14 protein-coding genes are annotated in these 15,978 nt (G+C 66.8%); 2 read left to right on the top strand and 12 right to left on the bottom strand.

Features of this window, described 5'->3' with window-relative positions:
- Positions 1-7: 7 nt before the first annotated feature.
- Genes HV798_RS08570 through HV798_RS08545 form a run of 7 tightly spaced genes read right to left on the bottom strand, consistent with a single transcriptional unit; the run spans position 8 to position 6,682 of the window.
- Entirely contained in the window at positions 8-1,450 is a 1,443-nt protein-coding gene (locus HV798_RS08570) for an FAD/NAD(P)-dependent oxidoreductase (RefSeq protein WP_246288626.1), read from the bottom strand.
- The gene (locus HV798_RS31655; RefSeq protein WP_025141130.1) at positions 1,447-1,755 is read right to left on the bottom strand and encodes a (2Fe-2S)-binding protein; all 309 of its coding nucleotides are present in this window, start codon (positions 1,753-1,755) and stop codon (positions 1,447-1,449) included. The genes HV798_RS08570 and HV798_RS31655 overlap by 4 nt, the downstream gene beginning before the upstream one ends.
- The gene (locus HV798_RS08565; RefSeq protein WP_175192267.1) at positions 1,739-2,896 is read right to left on the bottom strand and encodes an NAD(P)/FAD-dependent oxidoreductase; all 1,158 of its coding nucleotides are present in this window, start codon (positions 2,894-2,896) and stop codon (positions 1,739-1,741) included. Before HV798_RS08565 ends, HV798_RS31655 begins: the two co-directional genes overlap by 17 nt.
- Positions 2,896-3,696 carry an ABC transporter permease gene (locus HV798_RS08560; RefSeq protein WP_025141132.1) on the bottom strand — a complete coding sequence of 267 codons (801 nt, stop codon included), beginning with the start codon at positions 3,694-3,696 and terminating at the stop codon, positions 2,896-2,898. Before HV798_RS08560 ends, HV798_RS08565 begins: the two co-directional genes overlap by 1 nt.
- Before the next feature lies 1 nt (position 3,697).
- Entirely contained in the window at positions 3,698-4,564 is an 867-nt protein-coding gene (locus tag HV798_RS08555; RefSeq protein ID WP_175192268.1) for an ABC transporter permease, read from the bottom strand.
- Positions 4,561-5,613, bottom strand: coding sequence for an ABC transporter ATP-binding protein (locus HV798_RS08550; protein WP_025141134.1), 1,053 nt, complete (start codon positions 5,611-5,613; stop codon positions 4,561-4,563). Before HV798_RS08550 ends, HV798_RS08555 begins: the two co-directional genes overlap by 4 nt.
- A gap of 37 nt (positions 5,614-5,650) precedes the next feature.
- Positions 5,651-6,682: an ABC transporter substrate-binding protein gene (locus HV798_RS08545; RefSeq protein WP_175192269.1), complete on the bottom strand. Its 1,032-nt coding sequence runs from the start codon at positions 6,680-6,682 to the stop codon at positions 5,651-5,653.
- Between the two features lie 232 nt (positions 6,683-6,914).
- Between HV798_RS08545 and HV798_RS08540 the strand changes: the two genes are divergently transcribed.
- The gene (locus HV798_RS08540; RefSeq protein ID WP_025141136.1) at positions 6,915-7,712 is read left to right on the top strand and encodes a GntR family transcriptional regulator; all 798 of its coding nucleotides are present in this window, start codon (positions 6,915-6,917) and stop codon (positions 7,710-7,712) included.
- 7 nt (positions 7,713-7,719) lie between these two features.
- Here HV798_RS08540 and HV798_RS08535 read toward each other — a convergent pair whose 3' ends face one another.
- The 3 genes from HV798_RS08535 to HV798_RS08525 are packed head-to-tail and all read right to left on the bottom strand — an operon-like array spanning position 7,720 to position 12,491.
- Positions 7,720-9,420, bottom strand: a complete 1,701-nt coding sequence (locus HV798_RS08535; RefSeq protein ID WP_175192270.1) for a hydantoinase B/oxoprolinase family protein — start codon at positions 9,418-9,420, stop codon at positions 7,720-7,722.
- Complete coding sequence (locus tag HV798_RS08530) at positions 9,413-11,470, bottom strand: hydantoinase/oxoprolinase family protein (protein ID WP_175192271.1); 2,058 nt, start codon at positions 11,468-11,470, stop codon at positions 9,413-9,415. Before HV798_RS08530 ends, HV798_RS08535 begins: the two co-directional genes overlap by 8 nt.
- A gap of 40 nt (positions 11,471-11,510) precedes the next feature.
- Positions 11,511-12,491, bottom strand: coding sequence for a Bug family tripartite tricarboxylate transporter substrate binding protein (locus HV798_RS08525; protein ID WP_175192272.1), 981 nt, complete (start codon positions 12,489-12,491; stop codon positions 11,511-11,513).
- A gap of 174 nt (positions 12,492-12,665) precedes the next feature.
- Here HV798_RS08525 and HV798_RS08520 point away from each other — a divergent pair, with 174 nt between their 5' ends.
- Positions 12,666-13,562: a LysR family transcriptional regulator gene (locus HV798_RS08520; protein WP_232786645.1), complete on the top strand. Its 897-nt coding sequence runs from the start codon at positions 12,666-12,668 to the stop codon at positions 13,560-13,562.
- Between the two features lie 321 nt (positions 13,563-13,883).
- On the opposite strand, the gene HV798_RS08515 is transcribed toward HV798_RS08520, so the two are convergent.
- Complete coding sequence (locus HV798_RS08515; protein ID WP_025141140.1) at positions 13,884-14,717, bottom strand: AraC family transcriptional regulator; 834 nt, start codon at positions 14,715-14,717, stop codon at positions 13,884-13,886.
- Between the two features lie 314 nt (positions 14,718-15,031).
- A complete protein-coding gene (locus HV798_RS08510; RefSeq protein ID WP_175192273.1) occupies positions 15,032-15,970 on the bottom strand; it encodes a 2-hydroxyacid dehydrogenase in 939 nt (312 codons plus the stop codon).
- Positions 15,971-15,978 lie beyond the last annotated feature (8 nt).

Below are 15,978 nucleotides of genomic sequence, written 5' to 3'. Positions count from 1 at the left end.
GGCCCTCCTATTTTTTCAGGCGCACCACTGCCTGGCGGGAATCATCGGTCTGCGGCAGCGACGCCAGCTCGCCCAGGGTCAGCGGCTTGGTCGGAAAGCGCAGCCGGTAGTAGCCCACTTCCTCGACCGGCACGCCGCGTTCCTCGGCGATGATCTCCGACACGGTCAGCCCGCAGAACCGCCCTTGGCACGGACCCATGCCGCAGCGCAGGAAGGCCTTCATCTGGTTCGGACCGCTGCAGCCCAGCTTGACGGTGTCGCGCACCTGCGCCGCGGTGACTTCTTCGCAACGGCAGACGATGGTGTCGCCGGTGGGGCGGCGCAGGGCTTCGGGTGCCTTGTAGAGCGCGTCGAAGAATTCGCGGCCGCGCACGGCGCGCGCCAAGGCGGCGCGAGGTGCAGCGGCCTCGTTGTCGCGGCGGGCGGCGTCGATGCGGCCCAGCAGATGCGCCGCTTGCAATGCGGCCAGCCGGCCACGCTGTTCGGCCGCCAGCGCGCCGGCAATGCCGGCGCCGTCGCCCGCCATGCCCACGCCATCCACCGACGTCAGGCCCCAGTCGTCCACGTCGGGCTCCCAACAGTCCAGCGCGCCGTTCCAGCGGTGCTCGATGCCGATGGCACGCGACAGGTTGACGTTGGGCACCACGCCCTGGTGCAGCATCAGCTGCTGCGCCGGCAAGGTCTTGGTCACGCCGCCCACGGTGTAGCGCACGCTTTCCAGCTTGTCGTCGCCCAGCGCTTGCAGCGCCGTCACGCCCTTGACGATGGGCACGGCGGCTTTCACGGCGCGCAGCAGCGACAGGCCCTTGCCCAGGTAGGGCGACCGCAGAAAGCCCCACACCTTGGGCAACGCCTGGCGCAAGCGTCCCGGCGGGGTGGTTTCGAGCAGGGTATCGATCTTCACCCCTGCGTTCAGGTATTGCCAGGCCACCAGGTACAGCAGGGGGCCGCTACCGGCCAACACCGTGCGGTCGCTGGGCACCATGCCGGCGGACTTCAGCAGGATCTGCGCCGCGCCCGCGGTGATGACGCCGGGCAGCGTCCAACCCGGAATCGGGAAGGGCCGTTCCTGCGCGCCCGTGGCCAGCAGCAACCGGCGCGCATGCAGGATGCGTGCTTCGCCCGCCACCGAATAGGCCACCTCGAAACCCTGTTCGGGCTGCGGCGCGGTGCGTTCGGCCACGGCCCACACGGTGGCGCCCGGCACGTAACGCGCACCGGATTGCTTGAACGGTTCGACCAGCGAGGCGCCGTGCCAGTAGTCCTGCCCCAGGATCGTACGGTTGGTGACCGGCGTGGTGGTGATGGCGCGGTAGATCTGCCCGCCGGGCGCGGGTTGCTCGTCCAGCAGCACCGTATCCACGCCCAGGCGCGCGGCCGTCGTCGCGGCAGCCATACCGGCAGGGCCGGCGCCCACCACCAGCAAATCGCATTGCGTCGTCTCGATCATGCCTGCACCTTGCGCGCGCCCAGCTGGCGCTCGATCTTCATGCCTTCGCGCACGGCCGTCATGCAGCCCTGCTGGTTCGCCTGGCCATCGATGGTGACCAGGCAGTCGTAGCACACGCCCATCATGCAATAGGGTCCGCGCGGCACCTCGCCCACGGCCGTATCGCGACAGGCCTGCATGCCGCCGGCAAACAGCGCCGCGGCGACGCTGTCGCCCTGGCGGCATTGCAGGTCGGCGCCGTTGACCGTTACCCGCACCGGCGCGCCCTGCGCCTGGCGCTGAGCCTCATCAAGCCTCTTGAACATGGAACCTCCGGGTCGAGAAGGGCGCCATGTCGTCGGCCAGCTTGCCGGCGGCGATCATGGGCGCGAGTTTGAGCGCATGCGCGGCGGCCAGCGTCACGCCGCTATGACAGGTGGCCACGAAGGCCCCGGGACACGTTTCGGATTGCTGGTAGATCGGAAAGCCGTCTTGCGACATCACCCGCAGCGCGGCCCAGCTGCGCACCACGCGCACCTCGCGCAGTGCCGGCAGCGTGCGCAGTGCCCGATCGGCCAATGTACCCAGGATGGGCAGGCCCACCAGGTTGTCCACATAGCCGGCCTCTTCCTGCGAATCGCCGATCAGCCAGGTGCCTTCGTCGGTCTGGCGCAAGGTCGACAGCGGCGTTTCCAGCAGGCGGCGGGTGCGTTCCAGCACGACGATCTGGCCGCGTTGCGGGCGCACCGGCACGGTCAGGCCCACCTGTTCGCCCAGCGCCTTGTTGGACAGCCCGCCGGCCAGCACCACCTTGTGCGCGCGCACGGTGCCGGTGGGCGTGGCAATCTCGAACACGCCGTCGCGCTGGCGGATCTGCTGCGCCGGACTGCGCGGCAAGTAATCCACAACCCGCTGTGCAAAACTCATGTGCAGCGCGCGCAGCAGCTTGAGCGGATTGGCGATGCCGTCGACCGGCGTCCAGGTCGCCCCGCGCACGTCCGGGCCGATGCCCGGCACCAGGTCGGCCACCTCGGCGCGGTCCAGCATCTTCCAGTCGTATTGCGCCATGCCGGGCTGGGCCAGCAGCGTCTTCATGAAGGTGGCGCGTGCGTCCATCTCTTCGTCGCTCAACAGCACGTGCAGGCCGCCGCGCTGTTCCAGGTGCACGTCCACGCCGGTTTCTTCGTGCAGCTGCGCCGCCAGCTGCGGCCAGGCCGTGGCCGACGTCATGGTCCAGACGCCGTAGCGCGGCAGGCCCATGCCTTTGCTCTGCACCCACACCAGGCCGAAGTTGCCGCGCGACGCGCGGTACGCGACATCGCCCTCGTCCAGCACGGCGACGTGATCCAGTTCGCGCCGCAGCCCGTAGGCCACGGCCGAACCGACCAGCCCGCCACCGACCACCGCGGCATCGTAGATGCCCCGGTGCGTCGGCGCACGCGGCGTCCGTTCTTTCTCGTCCGTCATTAGCGTCCCTTTCCAACAAACAGCTTTTCCAGGCCGACCAGGCGGTCCAGGATGAAGATGGCGATGATCGTCACGTAGATCAGCACGGCCGACACCGCCGTCACCAGCGGATCGATGGTGTCTTCGATGTGCAGGAAGATGCGCACCGGCAGCGTGGTGGTCGACGGCGAGGCAATGAAGATCGACATGGTCAATTCATCGAAACTGGTGATGAAGGCAATCACCCAGCCGCTCACCACGCCTGGCAGCAACAGCGGCAGCACCACGCGCCGGAACGCCGTCCAGTTCGAGGCGCCCAGCGATTGCGCGGCGCGCTCCAGCGCCGGGTCGATGCCGGTGGCCGACGCCAGCACCAGCCGCAGCGCATAGGGCATGACCAGGATCACGTGCGCCACGACCAGCCCCACATACGTGCCGGCCAGGTTCACGGTGGTGAAGAACTTCAGGAAGGCCAGGCCCAGCACCACGTGCGGAATCATCAGCGGCGACAGGAAGAACGCCACCAGCGCCTCGCGGCCGCGAAAGCGGTTGCGCGCCAGCGCCAGCGCGCTGGGCACGGCCAGCGCAATCGCCACGGTAGCCGACAAGGTGCCCAGGCCCAGGCTGAACCAGAACGCCTCGATAAAGCGGGGGTTGTCGAGAATGGCGCGGAACCACCGCAGCGACAGGCCGCCGCTGGGCAGCGAGATGAAGCCTTCGGACGTGAAGGCCACCGCGCATACCATCACGATGGGCGCCAGGATGAACAGGATGAAGACGGTGTGGAACAGCAGGCCGATCGGACCATTGCGAAAGTTCATGTCAGGCCCCCGATTGATTGAAGACCGCGCCATAGCGACGCTCGATGATCCGGTTGGCCGACAGCAGCACCACCACAGTCGCCAGCAGCAGCACCACCGCCAGGGCCGCGCCCAACGGCCAGTTCAGCGTGTTCAGGAATTCGTCGTACGCCGCGGTGGCCACGTTCTTCAGGCGGCGTCCGCCGATGATGGCCGGCGTGGCGAACGAGCTGGCGGCCATGGCGAACACCATGATCGCGCCCGACAGAATGCCCGGCATGACCTGCGGCACGATCACGCGCCGGATCACGGTGAACTGGCTGGCCCCCAGCGACAGCGCCGCGGCCTCGGTGGACGGATTGATCCGCTGCAACGAAGCCCACACCGAGATCACCATGAACGGCACCAGCACGTGGGTCAGCGCAATGCCCACCCCCAGGTTGCTGTACATCAGGTCAATCGGCGTGGACACCAGGCCGATGCCCATCAAGGCCTTGTTGATGAGACCGGTGGACCCGAACAGCAAGGCCCAACCCAGCGTGCGCACCACCACCGAAATCAGCAGCGGCCCCAGCACCACCATCAGGAAAAGCCCCTTCCACGGATTGGCCATGCGCGACAGCACATAGGCTTCGGCCGTGCCCAGCACCAGGCAGGCCACGGTGACCAGCGCCGCCACGCCGAAGGTGCGGGCGTAGATCTCGTAGTAATAGCCGTCGCCCAGGATTTCCAGGTAGTTCTTCCAGGTGAACGTGGCCTGCATGCCGCCGTAGAACTGGAAATCGAAGAAGCTGATGAGAAACACCAGCGCCATCGGCACCACCAGAAAGGTGGCGTACACCGCCAGCGCGGGCGCGCTCAGCAGCCAGGGGTTGGCGCGTGCGCTCATGGCGTGGGTTTCCCGGCGACAAGGCACATGTCCTGCGCGCGCCAGCGCAGGTGCACCGGCTGGCCTTCAGCCGGCACCGGCACGCCGTCGTTCTGGCGGATCACCATCACTTCGCCTACCGACGTTTCCACCTGGCAGAGCCAATGGTTGCCCTGGAACACGCGCGTTTTCATGCGGCCGGGCAGGGCACAGGCGCCCGCGTCGGCAAACAGGATCTTCTCGGGCCGCACGATCACCGCACCCTGCGGCACCGGCAGGCCGTCCATGGGAATGTGGGCTTCGCCGATGCGTGCGCGCGTCTCGCCGTCGAACGGCTGGGCGGTCGGCGTGAACACGTTGGCCTTGCCCAGAAAGCCGCCCACGAAATGGCTGGCCGGCCCCTCGTAGGCCTCGAACGGCTCGGCCACCTGTTCGACCCGCCCCTGGTTCATCACCACGATGCGATCCGACAGCGCCAACGCTTCGGACTGGTCGTGCGTGACCAGGATGGTGGTGGTGCCCACCGTGCGCTGGATGCTGCGCAATTCCAGCTGCATTTCCTCGCGCAGCTTGGCATCCAGGTTGGACAACGGCTCGTCCAGCAGCAGCACGCTGGGCCGGATGACCAGTGCGCGGGCCAGCGCCACGCGTTGCTGCTGCCCGCCCGACATGCGCGCCGGATGCCGGTCAGCCAGATGCGACAGGCCCACCAGCTTGAGCGCATCGGCCACGCGAGCCTGGCGCTCGTCCTTCTTCACGCGCTGCATCTCCAGGCCGAACGACACGTTCTCGGCGGCGGTCATGTGCGGAAACAGGGCGTAGTTCTGGAACACCATGCCCAGCCCGCGCTTGTTGGCCGGCATCTTGCTGACGTCTTTGCCGTCCAGCACGATGCTGCCGCCGCTGGGTTCGACAAAGCCCGCGATCATCTGCAGGGTGGTGGTCTTGCCGCAGCCGGATGGGCCCAACAGGGAAATGAACTCGCCGCGCTTGACGGACAGGCTCAGGTCCTCGACAGCCGTCAGGTCGCCGTAGCGCTTGGAAAGGCGGTTCAGTACGAGATAGCTCATGGATGCTCCTGCGGGCGGCGCATGCGCCGCCGTTGCCTCAACGCTCGATTTCCCGCGTCCAGCGCTTGTTCCAGTCGTCCCGGTTCTGATTGACGGTGTCCCAGTCGATCACGATCAGGTCGGCGGCGCGCTTGCCGATCGGCAGCGGCACGCGCGGATCATCGGCCACCTTGGCCTGCTTGTTGACCGGGCCGTAGCCATAGGCGGTGGCCAGCTTTTCCTGCACCGCCGGGCTGACCAGGTAATTCACGAAGGCCTGCGCCAACGGATTGGCGTTGGCCTTGGCCACCGGACACACCGACGACAGCAGCGCATAGGCGCCTTCCTGGGGATACACGAAGCCCACCGGGAAGCCGGTGTCGGCAAAGGCCTTGACGCGGCCGCTGCCCCAGACCGCGATGGTGGCCTGGCCGCTGGAGAACAGCTCGGTCATCTTGCCCGGCGACGGCTCGTACACCAGCACATTGGGGCCGACCTCGTCCTTGAAGGTCTTGAAACCGGCATCGATCTTCTTTTCGCCGCCGCCGCCTTCGCGGGCGTACTCCACCAGCGCGTGCAGGCCGTAGGTATTGTTCAGCGGCGGCACCACCAGCTGCTTCTTGTACTTGGGGTCCTTCAGGTCTTTCCAGGACGTGGGCGCGGCCCATTTGCGTTCGTCGAAGACCTTCTTGTTGTACATGATGCCGGTGGCGACGATGCCGATGGCCACGGCCTTGTCGTCCTTGTAGCGCGCGGTGCCATAGATATCGTCGGCGGGCAGGCCCTGGATCGGGGCGCAGAAGCCCAGCGCGATCGCCTGGTACATGGGGCCGTCATCGATGATCGCGACGTCGATCTGCTGGTTGCTTTTCTGGGCCTGCAGGCGCGCCACCGTGTTGGTGGAATTGCCGGCGACGTAGTCCAGTTCAACGCCGTGCTGCTTGGCAAAGGGCGGGAAGATGTCCTGCCGCATGATGTCTTCGAACGAGCCGCCGTAGCCGGCGACCACCAGTTTCTGCTGCGCCTGCGCATTGGCGCCCACGCCGGCGGCCATCGTCGCCGCCGCGAGCACTGCAAGTACCTTGCCCATGAAAACCCCCGTGTATTGGAAGAGAACTGCAAGAACTGCCTGATGCCGCTAGATCGGGAAAGGACGCGCCGCTGCAAAAAAAGAACCGCCCCGCTTGCCCCGCGAACCCATGTCGGCCGTACAATTTGTCCGTACATGAATGTCCGGACAAATAATGGATCGGACGAGACAGCGTTGTCAATCGGTTATTGTCCGTACAAACCCCGATAGAACGAGCCAAAAAGGAGCCCCCATGACCCGATCTTCCGAACGCGTGGCCGCGCCCAATGGCGCGCGCGAAGCGCGCGGCCGGGCCGAGGCCCCGGACGCTGACGCCGGCGGCCCGCGCTACAAAAGCATCTATCAGCAGCTGGCGCGCGACATCGGCGCGGGCCGCTATCCGGTCATGACGCTGCTGCCTACCGAACACGAACTGTGCGACCAATTCGGCGCCAGCCGCCACACCATTCGCGAAGCCATCCGCATGCTGACCGTGGCGGGCATGGTGTCGCGCCGGCCCGGCGTGGGTACGCGCGTGGAAACCGCCAGCGCCAGCACCCGTTTCACGCAGCGCATTTCGCAGTTCCCCGACCTGCTGCAATACGCACGCAATGCCGCGCTGCTGGTGCAGGACGTGCGCACCATCAAGCTGACACGGCGCCTGGCCGAAACGCTGGGGTGTGAAGCCGGCCAGTCGTGGCTGCACATCAATTCGATCAAGACGCTGGGCGACCAGGACACGCCCGTGGCCTGCACGCTGATCTACGCCGACCCCGCGCATTCCGACCTGCGCGCCGACATCCAGCCGCGCATCTCGTTGCTGCGCCTGATCGAAGACCACTTCGGCAACCGCATCCACGAGGTCAACCAGGAGTTCTCGGCCACGCCGATTGCAGCCAGCATCGCGCGGCAACTGCAGGTCGAGCCGAAGACGGCGGGCTTTGTCATCACCCGCCGCTACTACGGCAGCGGCGGGGTCCTGCTGCTGGCCACCATCACCACGTTCCCGCACGACAAGATGAAGTACTCGATGTCGCTGAACGTGGCGTAGCGCGGGCCTAAACGCCGTAATCCGCCCTTGCGGCCGCGGCGCTGATCTTGCCGTCGGCCAGGTCGCGTTCGATGCGGGCACGGCTGCGCTGGGCCGGCGCGCCGTAGCCGCCCGCGCCCGGCGTTTCGATGCGCACGCTGTCGCCCGGCGCCAACGCGATGTTTGCGGTCTTGGAAAACAGCTCTTCCTCGCCGGGCGTGCCGAAATTGCGGATGAGCCGAGCCCGACGCCCATCGCCACCGCCGTCCACCCCCGCGGCCACGCCCACCGTATGGCTGTCCGAGCGCGCCGAGAACACGATGCCCGGCCCCACCGCGCGGATCTGCTTGGCAATGCCCATGCCGCCGCGCGTGCGGCCCGCGCCGCCCGAGTCCTGGATCATCGCGTACTCGTCCATCAACAGCGGATATTCGTTTTCCAGCGCTTCCACGGGCAGGTTCGATGTGTTGGTCATGTGCACGTGCACCGCATCCATGCCGTCGGCATCGAAGCGCGCGCCCGCGCCACCGCCCAGCGTTTCCAGGTACACGAAATGGCCCGCGCGTTCGCGCCAGCGGCCCGAGAACACGATGGCGGGGCAGCAGTCGTTGCTGGATGCCATGGTCTTTTCTGCCGGCAGCAGGCCGCGGAATGCGCCGAAGATGGCGCCCGCCACTTTCTGCGCGGTGATCGAACGCGCGCCCACCGCCGCCGGGTGTTCGGGGTTGGTGATCGTGCCGACCGGCGCCGACACGCTGATGGGATCGAACAGGCCGGCGTTGGGCGCCAGGTCAGGGTCCAGCAGCGCCTTCACGGCGTAGTACACGCAGGCCCGCAAGGCGTTGAACGGCAGGTTCATCGCGCCGCGCGCCTGTTTGCCCGAGCCTTCGAAATCGAAGTGCAGCCCGTCACGGCTGACAGTCAGCGTCACCTGGATCGGCACGGGGTCGCCGCCCATGCCGTCATCGTCCAGATCGCTGCGGAAGGTATAGCTGCCCAGCGCCAGTTCCTGGATGCGGTTGAGCAGACGGCGACGCGTATAGGTGATGACGTCGTCCACCGAACGCAGCACGGCGTCCAGGCCCATCTGGCGGATCAGGCCCTGCACCGCGGCCGCGCCGCGGCGGTTGGTGGCCATCTGCACCCGCAGGTCCAGCACACGCTCTTCGGGGTCGCGGGTGTTGGCGCAGATCAGGCGCAGCATGTCTTCGTCGACCTCGCCGGCACGCGCGATGCGGCAGGCGGGAATGCGGATGCCTTCTTCGAAGATCGATTTCAGCCCGCCCGCGATGGACCCCGGCACCGCGCCGCCCACGTCGGAATGGTGCGCGATGTTGGCGGCAAAGAACCGCAGCGCGCCGTCCCAGAACACCGGCGTGACGATGTTGATGTCGGGCAGATGGCTGCCGTCCGCCAGGTAGGGATCGTTGCAGATGAACACGTCGCCGTCGCGAATCTCGGCCTGCGGAAAGGTGCGCAGGATTGCACCCATGGCGCCATCCAGCGAGCCCAGGTGCAGCGGAATCTGCGTGCCTTGCGCGACCAGCCGGCCGGCGGCATCGAACAGCGCCACCGAGCAATCCTTGCGTTCCTTGATGTTGGTCGAGAACGACGCGCGCACCAGCGTGTTGTTCATGTCTTCGGTAATGGACAGCAGGCGGTTGCAGAACACCTCCATGCCGACGGGGTCGGCCAGCGCCGCGCCCGATTCTTCTTTGGCTTCACGCATCGGAGCCTCCTTGCAGACGGATGATCAGGTTGCCGTAATCGTCGACCACGACGTCCTGGCCGGCGCCAACGACAGTGGTCGAGCTCATTTCTTCCAGCAGCGCCGGGCCGGTGAAGCGCACGCCGGTGGGCACGCGGTCACGGTCGTACACCGGCGTATCCAGCCAGCCATGGCGGGCGCCGAAATAGGCGCGGCGTTCGCCGATGCGGGCCTCCTGCAACGTGCCGCCGACATGGCGCGGCGCCAAGGGCGCCTTCACGACCTGGCCCACGGCCTGCATGCGGCAGTTGATGATCTGCACCTTGCGGTCATCGACCGTGTAGCCGTATTCGCGCTCGTGCGCCTCGTTGAAGCGGCGCGCGAATTCCGCATAGCCGCCGGCGCCGGTGTCATCCAGGCTGACCTGCACTTCGAAGTTCTGGCCTTCGTAGCGCGCATCGATGGCGCTGCGATATAGGCGCAGCGCGGGTTCGACGCGTTCCTCATCCAGCCAGCGTTCGGCCAGGCCACGCAGGCCCTCGAAGATGGCGGACACGCCCGTCCACGTGGCCTCGCTGGCCAGGGATATCTCGCTGCGCACGAAGTCGAACGAGATATCGCTCAAGAGAATGCCGCGCGCGCACATGGTGCCGGGCTCCTGCGGCACGATCACCACGGGAATGCCGCATTCCTCGGCGACTTCCACCGCATGCAGCGGGCCGGCGCCGCCATAGGCATACAGCGCAAACTGCGACAGGTCGTAGCCCCGCTCGGTGGACACGGCGCGGATGGCACGGCTCATGTTGGCCGCCGCGATCCGCAGGATGCCTTCGGCGGCCGTTTCCCGGTCCAGCCCCAGCGGCTGGGCCACGCGCGCATCGATCACCTGGCGCGCGGCCTCGGCATGCACCGGCATGCGTCCGTTCAAGAGCGCCACCGGGTTCAGCCGCTGCAAGGCAATCTCGGCGTCGGTGATGGTCGGCTCGGTACCGCCACGCCCATAGCCCACCGGCCCGGGCACCGCGCCCGCGCTGTGCGGCCCCACCTTCAGGGCGCCCGCGTCGTCCAGCCAGGCAATGCTGCCGCCGCCCGCGCCGATCACATGGATATCCACCATCGGCGTCTTGACCGGATAGCCGGCCACCTGGCGATGTGACGTGAACAAGGGCCGTCCGTCGCAGATCAACGACACATCCGTGCTGGTGCCGCCCACGTCGAACGTCACCAGGTTCAGGCTGCCGATGGCGCGCCCCACCGCGGCGGCGCCCACCACGCCCGCGGCCGGCCCCGACAGGCAAGTGCGCACCGGATACTGGCGCACGGTGGCGATCGACATCAGCCCGCCGTTCGAATGGATGGTGTGCGGCTCGTGGGCGATGTCCAGCTCGCGCACGCGTTGCAAGAAACGTTCGAGGTAGCGCGCCATCTTCGGCCCCACCGCGGCATTGAGCACCGTGGTGGACAGGCGCTCGTACTCGCGGAATTCCGGCAGCACGTCGGACGACAGGCTCACGTACGCATCGGGCATTTCCTCGGCCACGATGCGCGCGGCGGCCTGCTCATGCGCGGGATTGCGGTAGGCGTGCAGAAAGCAGATCGTCACGGCATCGATGCCAGCCTGGGCGAACTTGCGCGCCGCGGCGCGCACCTGTTCGGTGTCCAGCGCGGTCAGCACGTCGCCCTGCGCGTTGATGCGCTCTTGCACCTCTACGCGGAACTCGCGCGGCACTGCCACCGGCGGCTTGCCGACGCTGTAGTCGTACAGGTGCGGACGGGTCTGCCGGCCGATCTCCAGCACATCGCGAAAGCCCTGCGTGGTGATCAGCCCCACGCGGGCGCCCTTACGCTCGATGATGAGATTGGTGGCCACCGTCGTGCCGTGGCCCACGTGCGACACCTGCGACGGCGACACGCCGTGGTCCGCCAGCATCTGGCCGATGCCGGTGGCAATGGCCTCTGACGGGTCCTGCGGCGTGGACGGCACTTTGTGAAAGTGCACCACGCCCCGGTCTTCGTCGATCATCGTGAAGTCAGTGAAAGTGCCGCCGACGTCTATCCCTATGCGATACATGCTTGTGCTTCCCAGAGAAAAATAAAGGGCGCCGACGCGCTCAATCCAGGTGGATGCCGGCCTGCTTGACCACGCCGCACCACTTGCTGATTTCGTCCTTGATCATGGCGCCGAAGGCCGGGCCAGATACGTCCGATACCTGCGCACCCTGCTGTTCCAGATAAGTCTTCATGGCCGGCGCGTGCAGGGTCTGCACCAACGCATCAGTCAGCTTCTGGCGCAGCGGCTCGGGCAGCTTGGCCGGCGCCAGCATGCCGAACCACACCATGGCCTCGTAGCCTGGATAGCCGGACTCGGCCACCGTGGGCACATCGGGCAACATGCTGGAGCGCTGCGGCGAGGTCACCGCCAGCGCCTTGATCTTGCCGTCCTTGATGTAGGGGTAGGACGTCATCACCACGTCCATCATCATGTTGATCTGGCCGCTCACCAGGTCGATCAGCGCCGGGCCCGAACCGCGGTACGGCACGTGCACCATGGACACGCCCGCCGTGCTCTTGAACAGCTCGGCCGCCAGGTGGTTGGAGGTGCCCTGGCCGTTGGAGGCGAACGAGTACTTCTCGGGATCCTTCTTGAGCAGCGCCACGAATTCCTGCAGCGTGTTGGCCGGCACCGACTGGTTGACCGACATCACGTTGGGAATGGTGGCCACCACGGAAAGCGGCGTGAAGTCCTTGACCGGGTCGTAGGGCAGCTTCGAATACACGCAGGGCGCGCTGCCGTGCGTGCTGACGGACCCCATCAGGATGGTGTAGCCATCGGGCGGCTGGCGCGCCACGTAGTCGGTGCCGACGGTGCCACCCGCGCCGGGGCGGTTTTCAACGATGACATTGGCGGACAGGCGTTGGCCCAGTCCTTCGGCGACCTTGCGCGCGATCAGGTCGGTCGAGCCGCCCGCCGCGAAAGGCACGACGATGCGGATCACTTTGTCGGGCCAGTCGGCTCGCGCCGGCAGGGCGGCCGCAGCTAGCGCGACGCTCCCGAATACAAGACAGCACTTGCGAATAAACGCTGCGTTCATGGCTTGGTTTCCCCTTGTTGATAGAACTTCCTTGCGGCCGGATCATGCGTGTCCAGCCTGAGAGGCATTGCCTCGGGTTCACTGCAACAACGGGAACATCCTAGGCTTGGCGGGCATCTGCCAGCAGCCCTGGCGGTTTATATTGGTATAGATGCCATTTATAGGTGGGCAGTCGTGAAGAATCCGGACCTGAATCTGCTGCTGCATTTCGATGCGCTGATGGCCTGCCGCAATGTGTCGCGCGCGGCCGAGCAGCTGGGCATCAGCCAGCCCGCGATGAGCGCGGCGATGAACCGGCTGCGGCAGTTGTTCGGCGATCCGCTGCTGGTGCGCGAGGGCGGTTCATGGCAACCGACGCTGCGGGCACAGGAGCTGCACCAGGGCTTTCAGCCGCTGCTCGAAAGCTGGCGCCGCGCCACCCGCACGCGCGAGGTGTTCGACCCGGCGCATTCGTCGCGCAGCCTGTCGTTCTATGCGACCGATTATGTGCAGTACACGCTGCTGCCCAAACTTATCCCCAGGCTGGCGGTCGACGCACCGCATTTCCAGTTGCTGATCGTGCCGGCGCGGCCGCAGCACGGCTTGAGCATGCTGGACACCAATCATGTGGAATTGATCGCGGGCTACTTTCCCGACCCGGCGCCGGATCTGCGCACGCGCTTCCTGTACCAGGAACCCGCGGTGTGCATCGTGCGCGAAGGCCACCCGTGCCTGCGCAAGCGCTGGAACCTGGACGCCTACCTGAGCTACGGGCACCTGGACCTGGCGGCCCACACGCGTTATTTCAGTACCGCGATCGATCGCATCCTGATGGGGCAGAACCGCAGCCGGCGGATCGTGGCGACGTTGTCCAGCTACATGGTGTGCCCGTTCATCGTCGAGGCCTCGGACCTGATCGCGACGATGCCGGTGAGCATTGCGAAGGCGATGTCGGGCAGCGCGCGCATCGTGACGCTGAAGGCGCCGCTGAGCCTGCCGGCGATCACGGTGTCGCTCTATTGGCACGAGCGCTACCAGGACGATCCGGCGCACGCGTGGCTGCGGCAGTATCTGGCGGGGGTGTTGGGCTAGGGCCTGTTAACACTAAAAGGAGCCTCGCATGAGTACCCAAATGAGTGGCTATCAAGGCGCGAAGCGCAGTCGTGGCGGCACCACGGCGAGCATTCGCAACGCTGAGAGGCACTCATTTGGGTACTCACCCTTCGGGCAGGCCAGTAATCGGTCGCCAGGCGTCGTTGCGCTCACCTTGCGTGGCACAGCCACGCGGCGGCGACCGCGCCTAGCCTGGCGACCGATTACTGGCCTGTGCGAGGCTCCTTTTAGTGTTAGCAGGCCCTAGGGCCTGTTGTCGGCAACAGGCCCCGGGGGGTTGCGAACGCCGGGGTGGCGGGCCTATTTCAGCGGCATGCAGATGCGCGTCTGCAATTGGGCGGGCGGGGTGGTGCGCGGGTCGTTCAGGTATTGCTCGAACATGGGAAAGTCGGCCGGCACGGCGCCGCTGGCGGGCAGCCATTCGGAGAACATCCAGTTATAGGGCTTGTCCATTTCGTTGTAGGGCCCGGTGTAGGTGAGGATGGCGCAGCGGCCGGCCGGGATCTCGAAGCGTTCAAGTTCATCGCCCAGGTCGGCGTCGGGCGCGACGGACATGCCGGCCAGGGACCGCAGCTGGCCGACGGGTACTTGTTCGGGGTCGTCGAAGTAGACGCCGAAGCCGATGGATTCGGGGCGGGCGAGGCCGCGGCTGCCAGCCAGCATGAAGGCGCGGGTGAAGACGGGGCCGATCTCCTGGTAGCTGCCACGGTGCGGCAAGGCGGCCAGGATGGCGCCAGGAAAGGTTTCGATGGTGATGGGGTACATGCCTAGCTCCTGAGGGTCAAAGGGACGGGAGCGGGCTTCGCGATAGCGCCCCGGCGAGATGCCGAAGGTGGCGCCGAAGGCTCGGCTGAAGGCAGCGTCTGATTCGTAACCGGCTCGCTGCGCAACGTCTCGCAGTGAAGCCCCGGTGCCACCCAATGCGACGGCCGCGCGATGCATGCGGATGCGCTGCACGGTGGCGTTGACCGTTTCACCCATCATCGCGCGGTAGACGCGGTGGAAGTGATACGGGGACAGGCAGGCGAGGTCGGCCAGCTGATACAGGTCTGGGTCGGCGTCGGGGTTGCTTGCCAGCCAGCGCAGGACGGGGTCCATGCGGTGGGCATATTGGGTTTTGGTTTGGGGTTTCACTTGCGGGCTCCTTGGGGAGCAATGTAGGTTTTGTTCGTTTGCAGATTTTGCGGTTTTTTTGCTGATGGGGGGTGGAGTTCTTTAGACGCCTGGGGCGCCGGGGCCGTGGGGGTGCGGGGCTACGATTGCGGTCCGGAGCCTTCGCTCCGGACTGCCCCTTCGTCATTCTCGTCCGCCTGCGGCTCCCTTCGAATTCCCTCGGGCGCATCTACACGCCCCGCACCCCCACGGCCCCGGCGCCCCAGGCTCTGCTCGTTTCAGCTTCACGAGGGCTGGGCGAGTTGTGTGCTTGGCGTTCTTGCCTGTGCCCTGCGTCAGTAGCCGCGTGCGGGGTCGTAGATGTTGGGGAGGGCTTCGCCGCGTTCGTTTGCTTCGATCAGCCAGGCGGTGTGCCTGGCGCGTTCTTCGCGGTCGGGGATGGCGGCGCAGTGGGGGGTGATGATGATGTTGGGGTGGGTCCAGAGGGGGGAGTCTGGGGGCAGGGGTTCGGGGTCGAAGACGTCCAGGACGGCCTGGTGCAGGTGGCCCGAGTTCAGGGCGTTCAGGACGTCTTGCGTGACCATGTGGGCGCCGCGGCCGGCGTTGATTAGGCTGGCGCCGCGGGGGAGTTGGGCGAAGGTGGTGTGGTTGAGGATGCCGCGGGTGGATTCGGTGGCGGGCAGGAGGCACACGAGGAGGTCGGTGCGGGACAGGAATTCGCCGAATTGGGCCTGGCCGGCGTAGGACGGCAGGCCGTCGGGCAGGGTGCTGGCGCCGCGGGACCAGCCGGCGACGGGGAAGCCGACGCGGGACAGCAGGCGGGCGGCGGCGATGCCGAGGTGGCCCAGGCCCATGATGCCGACGCGGATGTCGGCGGCGACGCGCAGGGAGTCGTACAGTTCCCAGTGGCGGCGGGCTTGCTGGTCGATGGCGCGTTTGACGTCGCGGGTCAGCATGAGGGCGCTGGTCAGGACGTATTCGGCCATTTCGGTTTCGGTGCGCGGGGTGACCATGCGGGCGATGCGCAGGTGGCGAGGCCAGGCGGGGTCGGAAACGATGTGGTCGACGCCAGCGCCGGCGCTGATGATGAGTTTGAGGTTGGGGAAGGTGGCGAGGCGGCCGGGGTCGGGGGCCCAGACCAGGGCATAGTCGACGGTGGCGGGGTCGATGTCGTCGTGCCAGTCGACCACGTCCAGGGCGGGCGCGTGGATCTTGAACTTTTCGCGCCATTCGTCGATGGCGCGAGGGCTGCCTGACCTGATGATGAGCCGCATGCCTGGCT

It is taken from the genome of Achromobacter deleyi (assembly GCF_902859705.1).
GTDB classification, from domain to species: Bacteria; Pseudomonadota; Gammaproteobacteria; order Burkholderiales; family Burkholderiaceae_B; genus Achromobacter; species Achromobacter deleyi.
Note: the sequence above shows the minus strand (reverse complement) of the source record. Positions and strands in the feature narration are given on the sequence as shown.

Bases quoted from the DNA above. Each gene is read 5' to 3' on its own strand.
- HV798_RS08570 (WP_246288626.1), bottom strand. From the start codon at position 1,450: ATGATCGAGACGACGCAATGCGATTTGCTGGTGGTGGGCGCCGGCCCT.
- HV798_RS31655 (WP_025141130.1), bottom strand. From the start codon at position 1,755: ATGTTCAAGAGGCTTGATGAGGCTCAGCGCCAGGCGCAGGGCGCGCCG.
- HV798_RS08565 (WP_175192267.1), bottom strand. From the start codon at position 2,896: ATGACGGACGAGAAAGAACGGACGCCGCGTGCGCCGACGCACCGGGGC.
- HV798_RS08560 (WP_025141132.1), bottom strand. From the start codon at position 3,696: ATGAACTTTCGCAATGGTCCGATCGGCCTGCTGTTCCACACCGTCTTC.
- HV798_RS08555 (WP_175192268.1), bottom strand. From the start codon at position 4,564: ATGAGCGCACGCGCCAACCCCTGGCTGCTGAGCGCGCCCGCGCTGGCG.
- HV798_RS08550 (WP_025141134.1), bottom strand. From the start codon at position 5,613: ATGAGCTATCTCGTACTGAACCGCCTTTCCAAGCGCTACGGCGACCTG.
- HV798_RS08545 (WP_175192269.1), bottom strand. From the start codon at position 6,682: ATGGGCAAGGTACTTGCAGTGCTCGCGGCGGCGACGATGGCCGCCGGC.
- HV798_RS08540 (WP_025141136.1), top strand. From the start codon at position 6,915: ATGACCCGATCTTCCGAACGCGTGGCCGCGCCCAATGGCGCGCGCGAA.
- HV798_RS08535 (WP_175192270.1), bottom strand. From the start codon at position 9,420: ATGCGTGAAGCCAAAGAAGAATCGGGCGCGGCGCTGGCCGACCCCGTC.
- HV798_RS08530 (WP_175192271.1), bottom strand. From the start codon at position 11,470: ATGTATCGCATAGGGATAGACGTCGGCGGCACTTTCACTGACTTCACG.
- HV798_RS08525 (WP_175192272.1), bottom strand. From the start codon at position 12,491: ATGAACGCAGCGTTTATTCGCAAGTGCTGTCTTGTATTCGGGAGCGTC.
- HV798_RS08510 (WP_175192273.1), bottom strand. From the start codon at position 15,970: ATGCGGCTCATCATCAGGTCAGGCAGCCCTCGCGCCATCGACGAATGG.